Genomic DNA, 16,376 nt, shown 5'->3' with positions numbered 1-16,376 from the left:
TCGCGGCCCAATGCCGTAATTTGCGCCTTGTATTCGTGTTGCTGAATTTTATTGATGTCCCGTTTCCTCGCTGCTGGCCGCTTCTTTTTTTTCCTGTTGATGATGAGCGGCGGCCTGTTGACGGCCCAAACCGCCTTGGCGCAAGCCGCCGCCGAGCCGGCCGAGGTGCCACCCCCACCCAAGCGCGAGCTGCGCGCCATGTGGATTGCCACCGTCGAAAACATCGACTGGCCCAACCAGCGCGGCGAGAGCCCCGAGCAGTACCGCCGCGAGTACCGCCGCCTGCTCGATGCCGGGCAGCAAGCTGGGCTGAACGCCGTGTTCGTGCAAATCCGGCCCGCTTCGGATGCCTTCTATAAATCGAACCTGGAGCCCTGGAGCAAGTGGCTGACCGGCACCCAGGGCAAAGCCCCGGCCGACGGCGAAGACCCCCTACCTTTCCTCATCACTGAGGCGCACCGGCGCGGCATGGAGTTCCACGCCTGGTTCAACCCCTACCGCGCCAGCATGGACTCGGTGACGCGCCGCCTGGCCCCTACGCACCCGTTTCGGCAGCATCCGGAGTGGTTTCTGCGCTTCACGGGCAAGCTCCTGTATAACCCCGGCCTGCCCGAAGTGCGCGCCCACATCACCCGCGTCATTCTGGACGTGGTGCGGCGCTACGATATTGACGCCGTACACTTCGACGACTATTTCTATCCCTACCCCGAAACCGGCCAGGTGCTGCACGACGAAGCCGCTTTCCGCACCTACAACCCCGACAGCCTGAAGCTGGGCGACTGGCGCCGCCAGAACGTGAATATCCTGATTCGCGACCTGCACGACAGCATTCAGACCGCCAAGCGCTGGGTGAAATTCGGCATCTCGCCGTTTGGCGTGTGGATGAACAAGTCGAAGGACTTCCCGCAGGGCTCCGACACGCGCGCCGGGCAGCCCTCCTACTCGAATTTGTACGCCGATACCCGCCTGTGGCTGGAGAAGGGCTGGATTGACTACATCGTGCCGCAGCTGTACTGGAGCACCAATTTTCGCCTCTGCCCCTACCCCGTACTGGTAGAATGGTGGAGCCGCAACCACTTCGACCGCCACCTCTACATCGGCCACGGCACCTACCGGATGTTCGAAAGCACCCGCTCCGACACCACCTGGCGCAACCCGCGCGAGCTGCCCCGCCAAATCCGCATCAACCGCGCCACCAACGGCGAGGCCATGGGCAGCGTGTTTTTCTCGGCCAAATCGGTGCTGCGCAACCCGCTCCACACCACCGATTCGCTGCGCCAGGATTTGTTCCGCTACCCCGCCCTGGTGCCCGCCATGCCTTGGAAAGACAACGTGCCGCCCCTGCCAGTAGCAGGTCTCACCCTGCGCCGCACCGGCCCCACCGTGACTTTGAGCTGGCAAAGCGGCCCGCCCGCCGCCGACGGCGACGCTGCCACCTACTACGTGCTCTACCGCTTCGGCGCCAACGAGCCCAGCTCGCCCAACGACCCCAGCCGCATTCTGGCCTTGCCGCGCCCCGCGCCCGGTTTCCCCGCCACCTACGTCGACACCACCGCCGTGCCCGGCCAGGCCTACGCCTACTACGTGACAGCCGTGGACCGGCTGCACAACGAGGGCCGGCCCATGCGCGTCATCAGCACGGGCCTGCAGAATGTGGAGCTGGCCGTGGGCCAGTCGCCGGCCGGCACCCGGCCGGTAGCCTCGGCGCCGGTGGCTGCCCCCGCTACCGCCCAGCCCGACCCGCGCTTCAGCTCGCCCACCGGCAGCGAAAGCCCGGACAAGGCCGCGCCGCTCATCAAAGTGAAGGTGAAGGAGAAGCCCAAAAAGCGCGGCTTCTTTGGGCGGCTGTTTGGTGGGAAGTGAAGCCTAGTTATTTGCTTCGGACTTAGCGGGGCTGAGGTCCAACAGAAACTTGCAGCAATTGTAGATGCCTTCGCTATTTTCCATAAAGCACCCCCGATTGACCATATGATACCGGTTTGCCTCGTGTGCTTCGAGCGTATAATTGGCCCCGTCGAAGCAGTCCGATGGCTGGCAGCTAGCCGATTGCCAGAATTTTACCTGGTTTAGCAAGCCGATGAATTGTTGAATTTGGCGCGGGCTCAAAACAGTAGCCTTGTCCGTTATAATCAACGGAGTGCCGGACAATTTTATATAATCCAACCGTTGCACGGCCGAGGTCAGGCGCTCGGTATTGTCTGCCACTTCCTGGCCAGCTTGAATCATTCTTTTCAATTCATTGATGCGCTCGATTTCTGGCTTCGACCACGCTACTACTTGGGCACTAGAAAGCATAGCTTGTGGGTAACGGTTCACGAATCGGGTGTTCAAAACGCCATCTGTTTCGTTCAGCTCCACCGTGAGCAAAACCGGCAACCCAAACGGCGGCGCCCACAGGAACCGGTAGATGGGACGGCCCAGATAATAGTTAGATAGCACCGGCGCCTTAAACCAAAACAGTTCTTTCGATATTAACCCAGACATAAACCTGCAATCGCCTAATCGTTTCGTCCGAGCATCTTGGCTGGTAACTACGCTGGCGCTGGCTGGGAAAAAGCTGGTAGAAGAATCACGAGGGATGCCTTCCGGCGATGAGATACGTGCGTCTTGTGGATAAACAGTTGAAGCTGGCCGTTCAGGCGACGAGCAACTTCCCAACTCGCCAATCGTGCACAGAATGGCAATGACTGTAGCAATGCGAGGCATAAGTATCGAATAAGTTGAACCCATAATGCGGTTTTGAGTCATTTAATACAGAATTATCCTTCTGACCGTTGTCAGCGAGGTTTCACCAATAGTAGTCGAGCGTGCCAATAAAAAAGGCCTTCCCCAATCGAGGAAGGCCTTTTTGCTGTAAAACAGCTTAAGCCGCTACAGCGACCGGTACTCGAACCGGACGCGGGCAGCCACGCCGGCCGCTCCGGGCCGCACGCTCAGAATGCGTAGTAGCATCACCTCGGCGCCGCGCACGCGCACGGCAAACACGTCGTTGACGGCAATGGCGCCCACGTCGGCCACGGTGGTGTTCTGGAAGAGCGTAGTGGCTACCAGGTTGGCGTTGGGCGAGGTGTAGAAGCCGGCGGCTACCTGGGCCGCGGTGGCACGGTAGAAGCGCGTGGTGTTGGCGGCCGAGAGGGTGACGGTGCTGCCCGTGCCGCTCAGAAACAGGTCCTTGGCGGTGGCGGGGTTGGCGGCGGGCTCAATGGTGCCGGTGCGCAGGTTGAACGCCAGCGAGTCGAGCGTCACGTTGGGGCCGCCCGCGATGCGGCCGGTGCGCAGCGTGGCCAGCGGCGTGGGGTTGGTGACGGTGATGGCCGGGGCCGTGATGGTGAGCGTCTGCACGGCCGCATAAGCTTCGAAAATGAAGGTGACGGGCTGGCCGTTGCTGTTGCGCGGAATGGTGGCGTCCACGGTGCGGGTGTTGGCCGCGCCGGTGGTGGGGTTGCGCACCACGCCGGCCCGCACGCGCGGCTGGTTGCCGATGCGGTAGAACGTGGTCAGGCTGTCGATGCCTTTAAATAGCAGGCCCGTGGCCGGCGGCACCGGCACGGCGCCCAGGCCGCCCTTGTTCAGAATGAGCGAATAGCCCACGATGTCGCCCTCGCTCTGGGCCGTGCCCGCGAGGCCGTTGCGGTAGGTGGGCACCGGCGGCACGGTGGCAAACTCCAGCGTGGCCGGCGCGGCAATGGTGTAGGTGAAGCGGCGCAGGCGCGAGCTGCCGTTCTGGAAGTTCAGCGTCACGTCCACGCGCACCAGCAGGCCGTTGGGGCGGTTGGGCACGGTGTAGGGCACGGGCATCACCTGCAGGCCGCCGGTGGTGTTGTAGGTGCCGGCGGCGGGATAAGTGCCAATCGTGGCCGAGTCGAGTTTGGCCACGACCTGGTACACGGTCACGTCGCGCAACTGGTCAGCCTCGGCGTACGATACGAAGAGCGGCACGGCTTCGCCGGGGGCGTAGCGGGCGGCCAGCGCCACGCGGGGCTGGCCCAGGCCCGCAAAGCCGGGCTCGGAATCGATGGTGTAAAAGTTATCGATTTCCTTTTTACAGCTGCCGAGCAGCAGGCCCAGCAGCGGCAAGAGCAGCAGCAGGCGGAAAGAAAAATGCTTCATATAACGGGTTGTTAAAAGTCAGGGGATGGATAGGGTCAGCCGGGGCCGGGTGAACGTCAAGCTATGGAAACATCATGCAGAGCGGAGCGAAGCATCTTTACCGCTTCATGGCAGTAGCATTAATTACCATCGAGGTAAAGATGCTTCGCTGCGCGCTGCATGACATCCCAGCGGCTTAACCGCCAACTTACGGGCGGTCAAACCACAGATTCTTGGTCACGTAGCTGTTGTCGGCAGCCGGGGTGCCAAACGTCAGGCCCTCGGCCGAGTACAGGCCGGCCACGGCGTTGGGGTTCACCTGCAATTCGGTGGCGCCGGGCAGCAGGCGGCGGGGATAGCCGCCCTGCAGGGGCCCCGTGCCGGTGCCCGAGTAGAAGGGATACAGGAAGTTGACGTAGATATTCCGGTCGTAATCCAGGCGGCGCAGGTCCGACCACGAGTCCGGGTTCAGGAACATGGCGATGTATTTCTGCTCCATAATGCTGCGCAGCGTGAGCTGGGCTTCGGTCTGGGGCACGGCGGCGCTGGCCAGGTAGGCATTAATCTGGGCATCGGAAATGAAGGGGAACGTAACGGCCGGGGGCGAGAAGCTGCCGCCCGTGCCCACTTTCCGCATGTGCGCCGTGATGCCGGCCCGCAGCGCGGCCAGGGCCCGGGGCAGGTTGTTGGCCCGGAACGCGGCCTCGGCCTCAATGAACTTCAGCTCGTGGTAGGTGATGGCCTCGTAGTAGCCCAGGTCGCGGGCGTACCAGCCGCCGTAGAAGTCCGTGACGGTGGAGCCGGGCGTGAGGTTGGTGGTGGTGCCGCGGCCGGGGTCGACGCCCGTGCTGGTGGTGGGCACCAGCACGCCAAAGCGCGGGTCGACCACGCCGGGGTAGGTGGTACCGTTGAGGAGCTTCACAACGTTGGAGGAGAAGGTGGCGGTGCCGAAGTTGGCGCGCGTCACCCCAAAAATGCTGGTAGTGTTGGTGAGCGGCGCCACGGCTACCTGGAAGTTAATCTGCGCGTCGTCAGCCGCCGAGGTGAAGGCCTGGTCGCACAACGCCAGCACGGCGGTGGCGCTGTAGCTGGCCTTTTTGGTGAGGTGCTGGGCCTGGCGGGCTTTCAGGGCGTAGGCCAGTCGCAGCCACTTGCTCGGGTCGCCCTTGTACAGAATGTCGCCGCTTTCGCTGGGCGAGGTGCTGTAGAGGGGGCGGAAGTTGGCGCTGGCGGGCTTGGCCATTTCCGCGGCGCCCTCGTCGCAGAGCCGGTTGATGGTGGCGTAAATCTGCTCCTGCGAGTCGTACTTGGGCGTGAAGTTGGCGCCGCCTTGGTAGGCCTCCGTGAAGGGAATGTCGCCCAGCATGTCGGTGGCGTGGGCCAGAATCAGGGCCTGCATGATTTTGCCGGCGCCCACGTAGTACACCGACCCTTCGGCCTCGGCCGCCTTCTGCATCACCGGAATGTTGCCGCCGCTCTGAAAGTAAGAGTAGTTGAAGGTGTTGGTGCTTTGGGCGTTGGTGAAGAAGTACTGGTCGTTGCCGCCGCTGTTGGCAGTGCGGCTCACCACGTACTGCGTGATGTAGGGCGTGCGCAGGGCCGTGAACATCTGCGTCTGGATGCCATTGGAAATGATGCCCGGCAGCAGGAAGTTCGGCGTCGAGACGACGGGGTTGTTGGGGTTGTTGTTCACGTCGAGGAATTTCTCGCACGACGTGAGGGCGGCGGTGCCGAGTAGCAGGCCCAGGCCAAGAATATATCGATTCATATGGTTAGTTGTCAGTTGTGAGGGAATAACTGAGCTAGCAGGCCGTCATGCAGAGCGCAGCGAAGCATCTCGCGTGGGGCAGCAACTCAATCGTAAAGTCATCATGATTAGTCCCAGCAAGCGAGATGCTTCGCTGCGCTCTGCATGACGTTCTTTTCCGGTCAATCATTCCATTAAAAATTCACGCGCAGGGCCATGTCCACGCCGCGGGTGCCGGGCACGTTGCCGTAGTCGAAGCCGGTGGAGCCGCCGCCGCGCACGCCCGCGCCGGCCGCCGACGTTTCGGGGTCGGCGCCGCGGTACTTGGTCAGCAGCACCAGGTTGCGGCCGGTCACGCTCAGCTCGGCGCCTTTGATGAAGCCGGTGCGCGAGAGCAGCGTGGCGGGCAGGGCGTAGCTCAAGGTCACGTAGCGCAGGCGGGCCCACGAGCCGTCCTCGATGAAGGCCGTGCCCGCCGCGCCCAGAATGCTGGTGTAGTAGGTCTGGGTCAGCTCCACGGAGCGGGTGTTTTTGGCATAGGCGGTGGGGTTGCCGGCCGCGTCGCGGGCCGTCACCACCACGCCGTCGAACACCACTTGCTTGTAGCGGTCGGCGGTGCGCTCGGCGGTGCCCACGCGGGTCTGATACCAGTCGTTGCCGTTCACCACCACGCCGCCCACGCGGAAGTCGAGCAACGACGTCAGCGACAGGCCCTTGTAGGTGAAGGTGTTGGTGAGCTGCGTGGTGAAGCGCGGGGCCCGGTTGCCGGCGTAGGTGAAGGCCGAGTTCACCGACGGGTAGCCGGTGGTGGCGTTCACAATCACCTGGTTGTAGAACTCACTGTTGGGGTCGGTCACGCGGGTGAAGTCGGTGGCGCCCAGGCCCGAGATGGGGCGGCCAGGGAAGGAGCCGCCTTCGTGGATGTCGGTGATGAAGGCATCGGACTGGTACACCACCGTGAGCGGGAAGGGAAGCTCTTCCACGCGGTTGGTGTTGTGGTAGAAGTTGGCAATGATGTCCCAGCTGAAGTTTTTGGCCTTGATGGGCGAGCCCGTCAGCGACACTTCTTGGCCCTCGTTGGTGACGATGCCGCCGTTGATGTACTGCAGGATGAAGCCGGCCGACTGGCTCACGCGGGGGGCGATAATCTGGTCCTTGGTGCGCGAGTAGTAGTAGTTGAAGTCCAAGCCCAGGCGGTTTTTGAGGAACTGCAGGTTGATGCCGGCTTCATAAGTGCGGGTATTTTCGGGCCGCAGGTTGGGGTTCGAGCCGAAGAAGTCGTTGCGGAAGCCGCCGCCGATGTAGGTGTTCTGCGTGAGCGGCGCCAGCACGCGGTAGGGCGGCGCGTCCTTGCCCACACCGGCCACCGAGGCCCGGATTTTGCCGTAGTTCAGGATGTTGTTCTGCTCCAGGCCCAGGGCCTTGGTGAACTCGTAGCCCGCCCCAATGGAGCCGTAGAAGAAGCCCTTGCCGAAAATCTTGTTCTCATCGGGCCGCGGCAGGGTCGAAGACTGGTCGTAGCGGCCCTGGAACTCCAGAAACAGCTGGTTGAACAGCGACACGTTCAGACGGGCAAAGTTGCCGATGAGGTGGCGCTTGCTGTCGCGCTGCAGGGCGTTGCGGTTCACCGTGTTGTTGAGGCCGATGAAGTTGGGGTTCTGGAAAATCAGGCCGATGTAGTCCACGGCCTGGTCCATGTTTTCTTCCAGCGTGTTGCCCAGCACCAGCGTGCCGCCCACGTTGTCGCCAAATTCCTTGTTGAAGCTGGCCAGCGTGGTGGCCGTGGTGAGGCGGAACTGGTCCACCGTCTCGGCAATGCCGCCGTTCTGGTTGCCCACCTGCGAGGTGCCCACGGCCCGCACCGACGTGGTGCGCGAGGTGTAGAGGTCGGTGCCCAGGTTGTGGCTCAGCGTCAGCCACGGCGCTACTTTAAAGCTCAGCCGCGCGTTGCCGATGAAGCGGTTGGTGCGGTCGGTCTGGGGGTTGTTGTTCACCGTCCAGTAGGGGTTGTCGGCGTCGGCGTCGGTGCCGTTGCCTACGGCCAGCAGGCGGCGGCGGGTGCCGTCGGGGTTCAGGTAGTTGCGGGCATCGTCATCGCGCGGCCAGTTCAGCAAGCTCAGCAGAAAGCCGCCCGACGAGCCAAACAGGCCCGGCCCCTGAATGGGCCGCTCGCCGCCCGAGGTCAGGTACTGGGCCGAGGCGCTCACCTGCAGGCGCGACGAAATGTCGGCCGTGCCCGAGAGGCGCACCGTGCTTTTGTCGTACTTGCTGCCCGGCGTCACGCCCTGCTGCTGCAGATTGGAGGCCGACACGGCAAAGGTGGTCTTCTCGGAGCCGCCCGACATGTTCAGGAAGTTCTGGAAGGTGTTGCCCTTGCGGAAGAAATTGCCCACGTTGTCGTACACTTCCTCGCCGGGCGCAAAGCGCGGGCCGAACGAGATGCGCGTGGTGGGGTCGGCCAGGCCGCTGCTGCCGCGCTTGTAAAGGCTCTGCATTTTGGGCAGGCGGCTCACCTCGTCCACCGAGTACTGGGTGCGGTAGTTGAGCGTGGTGGTGCCAGCCTTGCCTTTTTTGGTGGTGATGACCACGGCGCCGCCCGCCGCGCGCAGGCCGTAGAGGGCCGCCGCCGCCGGGCCTTTCAGCACCGTAATGCTTTCAATGTCTTCGGGGTTGAGGTCGCCGGCGCGGTTGCTGGCGCCCACCGAGCGGCCCAGCAGGCCGTTGAAAGCCGAGCCGCCGCCCGGGGCGGTGCTTTCCTGAAACGAGCCGTTGTCCATAATCATCCCGTCGATGACGAACAGCGGCTGGTTGTCGCCGTCGAGCGAGGTGCCGCCCCGGATGATGATGCTGGCGCCTTCGCCCGGCGCGCCGCCCGAGGAGGTGATGTTCACGCCCGCGATTTTGCCCTGCAAGGCATTCACCACGTTGGTCTGGCGCGAGTCGATGATGTCCTTGCTCTTCACTTCCTGCACGGCCGTCACCAGCGTGCGCTTCTCCTGCGGAATGCCGTAGGACGTCACCACCACCTCGTCGAGGCCGGTGGTGCTTTCCTTCAGGGCCACGTCCACGGCGCCGTCGGCGGGCACGCTGCGCTCCTGCGAGCCGTAGCCAATGAAGCTAAACACGAGCGTGGCGCCCGGCGCGGCCTGCACCGAGTAGCGGCCGTCGGAGCCGGAAGTGCTGCCGGTGGTGGTGCCCTTCACGAGCACCGTGACGCCGGGCAGCGGGCTCTGGTCGGTGCTGGAGGTGACAATGCCCGACACGGTGCGGGCCGTCGTCTGGGCCCAGCTGGGCGGGGCCAGCAGCACGCCCAGCAAGAGCAGAAATAGCCAGTAGGTTTTTTTCATGAGAATCAGATTTTGGTGGGGGAAAAGCGAATATACCGGCGGCGTATGGCCGCTGCCAGATGAGAGTAAAATGAACTTCATGAACTTGGGGCGTCAAATGTGCGAAATATTCAGGTAATATTCCCCCAAACGTTTGCAGAAAAATCGCATCTTGCAAGCGAAGAAATCGATATGTTGAGTTAGTTGAAACGCCTTAGCCGCCACAGCTCCTTGGGGTTGTGAGGCTTATTTCTTCTGCTTCTGCCTGTTGCCAAATTCCACCTTATCAGCCCACCCATGATTTCACCGCTTGCCACCCTCACCGCCACGGCCGGCGCCCACCTGCCCGTCAGCATTTACCCCGATTCCGAGCTGGCCTCCGCCGCCGTGGCCGGCCAGATTGCCGACCTCATCCGCACCCGCGCCGCCGAGGGCCGCCCCTGCGTGCTGGGCCTGGCCACCGGCTCCTCCCCTACGCGGGTGTATGAGGAGCTGGTGCGCCTGCACCGCGAAGACGGGCTGAGCTTCCAGAACGTCATCAGCTTTAATCTGGATGAGTATTACCCCATGGCACCCGGCTCGCTGCAGAGCTACGTGCGCTTCATGCGCGAATACCTGTTCGACCACGTCGACATCCGGCCCGAAAACGTGCACATCCCCGACGGCACCGTGCCGCCCGAGCAGGTAAATGAATACTGCCGCCGTTATGAGGAGCAAATCAGGGAGGCCGGCGGCATCGACTTGCAGCTGCTGGGCATCGGGCGCACCGGCCACATCGGCTTCAACGAGCCCGGTTCTGGCCCGGCCTCTCGCACCCGGATGATTACCCTGGACCACGTGACGCGGACCGACGCCGCTTCGGACTTCTATGGCGAGGAAAACGTGCCGCGCCGGGCCCTCACCATGGGCGTGGGCACCATTCTCGAAGCCCGTCAGATTGTGCTCATGGCCTGGGGCGAGGGCAAGGCCGCCGTGGTGAAGCGCATGGTGGAAGGCGAAGTAACCGACACGGTGCCGGCCACTTACCTGCAGCGCCACCCGGCCGTGCAGGTGGTGCTGGACGAGGCCGCCGGCGCCGAGCTCACGCCCCGCAAAACGCCCTGGCTGCTGGGCCTGCCCTGCGACTGGCACAACCCCGCCCTGGTGCGCAAGGCCGTGACCTGGCTGGCCCGCACCGTGAGCAAGCCCATTCTGAAACTGACCGACGAGGCCTACAACGAAAACGGCCTCTCGGAATTGCTGGCGCAGTCGGGCCCGGCCTACGACATCAACATTCGGGTCTTCAACGAGCTGCAGCACACCATCACCGGCTGGCCCGGCGGCAAGCCCGACGCCGACGACACCTACCGCCCCGAGCGCGCCGAGCCGTTCCCCAAGCGCGTGCTCATCTTCAGCCCGCACCCGGATGATGACGTGATTTCGATGGGCGGCACCCTGCTGCGGCTCGTGGACCAGGGCCACGAGGTGCACGTGGCCTACCAGACCTCGGGCAACATCGCGGTGTTTGATGACGAGGCCATTCGCTTCGCCGATTTCGTGGCCGACTACGACGAGGCCTTCCACTTTGCCAGTGGCGAGCCGGCCGACAACCTCTACCACCGCGTGGCCGATTTCCTGCGCAATAAGCCGCCGGGCCAGGTCGACAGCGACGAGGTGCAGCAGATAAAGGGCCTCATCCGGCGCGGCGAGGCCAAAAGCGCCCTGCGCTACGCCGGCCTCGACCCCGACGAGCGCGCCCACTTCCAGGACCTGCCCTTTTACGAAACCGGCCGGGTGCGCAAAAAGCCGCTCGGCGACGAGGACATCCGCCTAACGATGGAGCTGCTGAACCGCATTCAGCCCCAGCAGATTTACGCCGCCGGCGACCTTTCGGACCCGCACGGCACGCACCGCGTATGCCTGGGGGCTATTTTCGAGGCCATTCGCCGCCTTAAGGCTTCCGGCACGCCGTGGCTCGACGACTGCTGGGTGTGGCTTTACCGCGGCGCCTGGCAGGAATGGGACATCGACCAGATTGAGATGGCCGTGCCCCTCTCCCCGCAGGAGCTCACGCGCAAGCGCCGCGCCATCTTCAAGCACCAAAGCCAGAAGGACCGGCCTCTCTTCCCCGGCGCCGACCAGCGCGAGTTCTGGCAGCGCAGCGAGGCGCGCAACCGGACCACGGCGAAGATTTACGATGAGCTGGGGCTGCCGGAGTACGAGGGCATTGAAGCCTTCGTGCGCTGGGAGTTCTAGGGCCTTATAGATGGCATAGATGGCGCGGGCCTGTGGCCCGTGCCGACTATTCGCAGGCCTTCGGCCTGCAATCATTGAACGACTGACTATCCAATCGGCGCGGACGGCTGCGGGCCAGAGGCCCGCGAATAGTGGGCACGGGCCACAGGCCCGCGCCATCAGTTTAATCACCATTTCCCACCCCAAACCCCTTTTTTATGCTGCAATCTTACCGAGACAAGCTGGCCCGCCACCTGGGTAGGCTCCTATTCTTCCTCTTGCTGACCGGCCCGCTGCTGGCCCAGGCCCAGGACCGGCGCTACACCCTGCAAGGCCGGGTAGTCGATGCCGCCGGCCAAGGGCTGCCGGGCGCCACGGTGCTGCTGAATGGCACCACGATGGGCGCCTCGACGGGCGCGGACGGCGGTTATTCCCTCACCGCCACGGTGGCGCCGGGCAGCTACACGCTCACCATCTCGCTGGTGGGCTACAAGTCGGAGGCCCGCCCGCTGACGCTGGGCACCGATGAAACCGTGACTACCAACGCGACCCTGGCTGAGGCCCAGCAGAAGCTGGACGAAGTCGTCGTCATCGGCTCGACGGTGACCGTGAACCGGCGCGAGTTGGGCAACGCCATCAGCACCATTCAGGGCGCGGAGCTGACGCAGAGCGGCTCGGGCGGGGCCCTGAACTCGCTGCAGGGCAAGGTGCCCGGCGCCCAGATTACCCAGAACTCGGGCGACCCGGCGGGCTCGATGTCGGTGCGCCTGCGCGGGGTGCACACGCTGGCCGGCAACTCCGACCCGCTGTATGTGATTGACGGCGTGATAGTGAGCAACGCCAGCACCAACGTGTCGCAGCTGGCGCTGAGCAACGACATTGGCGTGGCCAACGCCGGCCAGAACCGCCTGGCCGACCTCAACCCCAACGACATTGCCAGCCTCAACGTCATCAACGGGGCGGCGGCGGCGGCCATCTACGGCTCGCGGGCGGCCAACGGCGTGGTGCTCATCACCACCAAGCGCGGGGCGGCGGGCGCGGCGCGCGTGAGCGTGAGTACCAGCGTGACGATGAACGAATTGCGCAAGTCGGTACCCGTGAACACCTACGGCAAGCAGTTCGGCTTCGCGGGGCTGCGGCTCTACACCATCGGCGGGATTTCGGCGGCCCAGATTGCGGCCAACCCCGGCACCACGACCACGCCCGTTCTCCGCGGCGACCCGGCCAACGCTCCCACACCGCTGGCCAGCAACCTGGTGAATGTGCCGCGCTACAACTACTTCGACCAGATTTTCCGGCGCGGCTACGGCACCGACAACAGCGTGTCCCTATCGGGCGGCTCGGAGCGCACGCAATACTACATCTCGGCGGCCTACCTCCGGAACGAGGGCATCATCAAGGGCACCGATTTCACGCGCTACAACCTGCGGGCGCGGGTCGACCAGCGCCTGACGGACTGGTTTAAGGTGTCGGCCGGGCTGAGCTACATCAACAGTTTTTCCAACGAGAAGGCCAACGGCAACGTGTTCTACAGCCCGATTAACTCGGTGAACATCACCAACAATATCTACGACATCACCCAGCGCGACGCCAGCGGCAACCTGCTGGCCGTGGAGCCCACCCGCGTGAACCCGCTCTCGACCATCGAGGACATGAAGTTTACGCAGGGCGTGAACCGCACCATCGGCGACGTGCAGCTGAACCTGACGCCGTTCAAGGGCTTTTCGCTCGACTATGTGCTTGGCGTTGACGCCTATGGGCAGGTGGGCCAGGGCTACATCCGGCCCTACCCCTACCAGACCACGGCCGGCCTGCCGGCGGCCCGCTACCCGCTGGGCTTCGCTTCCAACGCCAACAACGCCGCCCTGCAGCTGAACTCCGACCTGAACGCGGCCTACGAGCTGTCCTTCACCGAAGACCTGAAGCTGAACCTGCGCGCCGGCTTCAACTACCAGTACAGCCAGCAGGAACTCACCACCACCCAGGGCCAGAACCTGGCGCCGTTCATCACCACCGTGAGCGGGGCCAGCAGCACCACCGTCACCTCGGCTTACAACCTCGACCGCTACTCGCTGAGCGGCTACTACGGGCAGGCCACTCTGGGCTTCCGCAACCTGGCCTTCCTGACGGGGGCGCTGCGGCGCGACCAAGCCACGAAGTTTTCGCCCTCGGAAAACAACCAGCTTTACCCCAAAATCAGCGGCTCGCTGGTGCTGTCGGACCTGGGCTTCTGGCGCGATGCGGCCTATGCCAAATCCTTCAACACGCTGAAGCTGCGCGCCAGCTACGGCGAGGCCGGCAACCTGGTGATTCTGCCTACTTACGGCCGCTTCTACCAGTTCAACCCGGTGGGCTTTCTGGGCAAAAACACGCTCACGCCCAGCACCATCCTGGCCATCCCGGACGTGCGCCCCGAGCGTAACTCGGAGCTGGAATTCGGGGCTGACCTGGGCTTCTTGCAGGACCGGATTGGGCTGGGCATCACGCTTTACGACCAGAAAATCAACGACCTGCTGCTCACCCGCAACCTGGCGCCGTCGTCGGGCGGCTCCACCATTCTCAACAACGTGGGCCGCATGCAAAACCGCGGCGTGGAGCTACAGCTGACGGTGGTGCCCGTGAAAACCGAAAACTTCACCTGGGACGTGACGGCGCTCTACAACCGCAACCGCAACAAGGTGCTGGAACTGCCCGGCACCAACGGCAGCACCCAAACCATCTCGGTGGACAACGTGGCCGGTGCGCCGGTGTATTTGCTGGCCGGGCAGCCGGCGGGCGTGTTCTACGGCTCGGGCTACGCCCGCAACCCCGACGGCTCGCTGCTGCTTACGCCGCAGGGCTTCCCGCAGGACGAGCGCACCAGCGGGCAGGCCGTGGGCGCCACCACCTTCACCCCCGCCCGCGAGGCCAACGGCCAGCCCAGCTACGGCACCGGCACGACCATCGCCAACGTCATCATCGGCGACCCGAACCCGAAATGGACGGGTTCGCTGAGCACCAACCTGACTTACAAGAAGCTGAGCCTGCACCTGCTGACCGACGCCGTGCAGGGCAACAGCGTGTTCAACGCCGACAAACGCACCCGCCAGGGCGTGGGCCTCGGCGACCTGGCCGAAAAAGAGTTGCGCGGCGACTTGCCCCGCGGCTACATCTTCGCCATCTACAACACCCAGGAATTCCGGGTCGACGACGGCTCCTTCGTGAAGCTGCGCGAGGCGGCGCTGAGCTACACGCTGCCCACGTTCAGCAAGTTCATCAGCAACCTGAACGTGTCGCTGGTGGGCCGCAACCTGATTTCGTGGGACAACTACAACGGCTTCGACCCCGAAACCAGCGCCGGCGGCTCCAACGATTTGCTGCGCGCCATCGACTTCGGCAACGTGCCCATTCCGCGCACCTACCAGCTCAAGCTGGCGGCGTCGTTTTAGCCCGTAGCGTGGACTCTGCGAGTCCGTGCCCTCCCGAAATCGTTGAGCAACTCGCTCGGGCGCGGACTCGCAGAGTCCACGCTACATTTCTTCCCAGCCTTCATTCATGTACTCATGAAAAAACATACCCTCCTCGCAGCCCTGCTGGCCCTGTCGCTCGGCAGCTGCAACAAAGAATACCTGAACCCCAGCTCGGCCCTGCAGCCGCAGGTCGTGACCTCGTCCGACGGGCTGATTACGCTCTGCAACGGCCTGCAGTACCGCTACAGCGCGGGCGGCCTGCTCAGCGTCATTTACAACTCGGTGGCGGCCGGCGGCCTGAGCACCAGAGAATTGACCATTCTGAACGTGGGCAACATCGAAGAGTATAACGTGAGCCTGGGCGGCGGCAGCGTCACCAACGCCAACGGCGTGGTGCGCAACCTCTGGACGCAGGCCAACCTGGTGAAAGCCAACGCCGACCTGGTGCTGGCCAACGTGGGTAACGCCCCCGAGGCGGGCACCCGCAGCGGCATTGTGGCCTACGGCAGCATTTTCCGGGCGCTGGCGCTGGGCACGCTGGCGCAGTATTTTGAGCAGGTGCCGCTGGTGGTGCAGGAAAACGCGCCCTTCGTGCCCCGCGTGCAAGCGCTGCAAAACGCCGTGGCCCAGCTCGAAACGGCCGCCACGCAGCTGGCCGCCACGCCCGTTTCGGCCGATTTCAACGCCAAGATTGTGCCCGGCCTCGACCTGCCCAACACCATCCAGGCCCTGATTGCGCGCTACAGCCTCGAAGCCGGCGACTACGACAAGGCCCTGGCCGCCGCCGGCCGTGTCGACCTCACCAAACGCTCCGTCTTCAACTACGACGACAACACCCGCAACCCCATTTTTGAGGTGGCCTTCGGCAACCGCAACGTGTTCGAGCCCTTCAACGCCAACCTGGGCCTGACCGGCGCGCTGGCGCCCGAGGCCGGCGACCGGCGGCTGCCTTTCTACATCCGCACCAACCCCACGGCCACCCAGAACCTGGGCACCGGCTTCTACACGGCCAACAGCGCGCCCATTCCGGTGTACCTCCCGGGCGAAATGCTCCTGATTCGGGCCGAAGCCTACGCCCGCAAAGGCGACCTGCCCAACGCCGTTATCGAGCTGAACCGGGTGCGGACCAGCACGGCCGCCGCTACGTTTGCGGGCACGCTGCCCACCGCGCCCCCCGGCGCCGGGCTGGCACCCTATGCCGGCCCGCTCACCGCCGCCGACATCCTCACCGACATTCTGCGCAACCGCGACATCGAGCTGGCCTTCCAGGGCTTTCGCCTGGCCGACAGCCGCCGCTTCGGCCGCCCCGCCGCCGGCACCACCGGCGCCGAGCGCAACCGCAACTTCTTCCCCTACCCCCGCACCGAGCGCGAAAACAACTCGCAAACACCAACGGACCCGGTGCTATAGGGATTTGATAGTCCGCCTGACGTGGGCGCCTCACCCCCGGCCCCTCTCCCAAAGGAGAGGGGAGCCAGACGATTCACGACTTGTAGCATAACCGGTGCCCCCTCTCCTTTGGGAGAGGGGGTCAGGGGGTGAGGCGCCCAC

The 16,376-nt window shown here is 64.2% G+C and carries 8 protein-coding genes; 4 read left to right on the top strand and 4 right to left on the bottom strand.

Features of this window, described 5'->3' with window-relative positions:
- Positions 1–54: 54 nt before the first annotated feature.
- Positions 55–1,863 (top strand): glycoside hydrolase family 10-like protein, encoded by a 1,809-nt coding sequence (locus Q5H92_RS24145; RefSeq protein ID WP_305014146.1) that lies wholly within the window; start codon positions 55–57, stop codon positions 1,861–1,863.
- A gap of 3 nt (positions 1,864–1,866) precedes the next feature.
- On the opposite strand, the gene Q5H92_RS24140 is transcribed toward Q5H92_RS24145, so the two are convergent.
- From Q5H92_RS24140 to Q5H92_RS24125, 4 genes are all read right to left on the bottom strand, one after another.
- Complete coding sequence (locus Q5H92_RS24140; protein ID WP_305014145.1) at positions 1,867–2,748, bottom strand: hypothetical protein; 882 nt, start codon at positions 2,746–2,748, stop codon at positions 1,867–1,869.
- A gap of 123 nt (positions 2,749–2,871) precedes the next feature.
- Positions 2,872–4,110 carry a hypothetical protein gene (locus tag Q5H92_RS24135; protein WP_305014144.1) on the bottom strand — a complete coding sequence of 413 codons (1,239 nt, stop codon included), beginning with the start codon at positions 4,108–4,110 and terminating at the stop codon, positions 2,872–2,874.
- Between the two features lie 187 nt (positions 4,111–4,297).
- On the bottom strand, positions 4,298–5,857 hold the full coding sequence (locus tag Q5H92_RS24130) for a SusD/RagB family nutrient-binding outer membrane lipoprotein (protein WP_305014143.1): 1,560 nt from the start codon (positions 5,855–5,857) through the stop codon (positions 4,298–4,300).
- A gap of 173 nt (positions 5,858–6,030) precedes the next feature.
- Positions 6,031–9,183: a SusC/RagA family TonB-linked outer membrane protein gene (locus tag Q5H92_RS24125; RefSeq protein ID WP_305014142.1), complete on the bottom strand. Its 3,153-nt coding sequence runs from the start codon at positions 9,181–9,183 to the stop codon at positions 6,031–6,033.
- A gap of 276 nt (positions 9,184–9,459) precedes the next feature.
- Between Q5H92_RS24125 and nagB the strand changes: the two genes are divergently transcribed.
- The 3 genes from nagB to Q5H92_RS24110 all read left to right on the top strand — a co-directional run bounded on the left by nagB (position 9,460) and on the right by Q5H92_RS24110 (position 16,235).
- Positions 9,460–11,397 (top strand): glucosamine-6-phosphate deaminase, encoded by a 1,938-nt coding sequence (gene nagB, locus Q5H92_RS24120; RefSeq protein WP_305014141.1) that lies wholly within the window; start codon positions 9,460–9,462, stop codon positions 11,395–11,397.
- Between the two features lie 197 nt (positions 11,398–11,594).
- Entirely contained in the window at positions 11,595–14,804 is a 3,210-nt protein-coding gene (locus tag Q5H92_RS24115) for a SusC/RagA family TonB-linked outer membrane protein (protein WP_305014140.1), read from the top strand.
- Between the two features lie 114 nt (positions 14,805–14,918).
- The gene (locus Q5H92_RS24110; protein ID WP_305014139.1) at positions 14,919–16,235 is read left to right on the top strand and encodes a RagB/SusD family nutrient uptake outer membrane protein; all 1,317 of its coding nucleotides are present in this window, start codon (positions 14,919–14,921) and stop codon (positions 16,233–16,235) included.
- Positions 16,236–16,376 lie beyond the last annotated feature (141 nt).

This window comes from Hymenobacter mellowenesis, assembly GCF_030581005.1.
GTDB classification, from domain to species: domain Bacteria; phylum Bacteroidota; class Bacteroidia; order Cytophagales; family Hymenobacteraceae; genus Hymenobacter; species Hymenobacter mellowenesis.
Note: the sequence above shows the minus strand (reverse complement) of the source record. Positions and strands in the feature narration are given on the sequence as shown.

What these genes read in the sequence shown, in the direction of transcription:
- Q5H92_RS24145 (WP_305014146.1), top strand. Translation starts at nt 55, where the DNA reads ATGTCCCGTTTCCTCGCTGCTGGCCGCTTCTTTTTTTTCCTGTTGATG.
- Q5H92_RS24140 (WP_305014145.1), bottom strand. Translation starts at nt 2,748, where the DNA reads ATGACTCAAAACCGCATTATGGGTTCAACTTATTCGATACTTATGCCT.
- Q5H92_RS24135 (WP_305014144.1), bottom strand. Translation starts at nt 4,110, where the DNA reads ATGAAGCATTTTTCTTTCCGCCTGCTGCTGCTCTTGCCGCTGCTGGGC.
- Q5H92_RS24130 (WP_305014143.1), bottom strand. Translation starts at nt 5,857, where the DNA reads ATGAATCGATATATTCTTGGCCTGGGCCTGCTACTCGGCACCGCCGCC.
- Q5H92_RS24125 (WP_305014142.1), bottom strand. Translation starts at nt 9,183, where the DNA reads ATGAAAAAAACCTACTGGCTATTTCTGCTCTTGCTGGGCGTGCTGCTG.
- nagB (WP_305014141.1), top strand. Translation starts at nt 9,460, where the DNA reads ATGATTTCACCGCTTGCCACCCTCACCGCCACGGCCGGCGCCCACCTG.
- Q5H92_RS24115 (WP_305014140.1), top strand. Translation starts at nt 11,595, where the DNA reads ATGCTGCAATCTTACCGAGACAAGCTGGCCCGCCACCTGGGTAGGCTC.
- Q5H92_RS24110 (WP_305014139.1), top strand. Translation starts at nt 14,919, where the DNA reads ATGAAAAAACATACCCTCCTCGCAGCCCTGCTGGCCCTGTCGCTCGGC.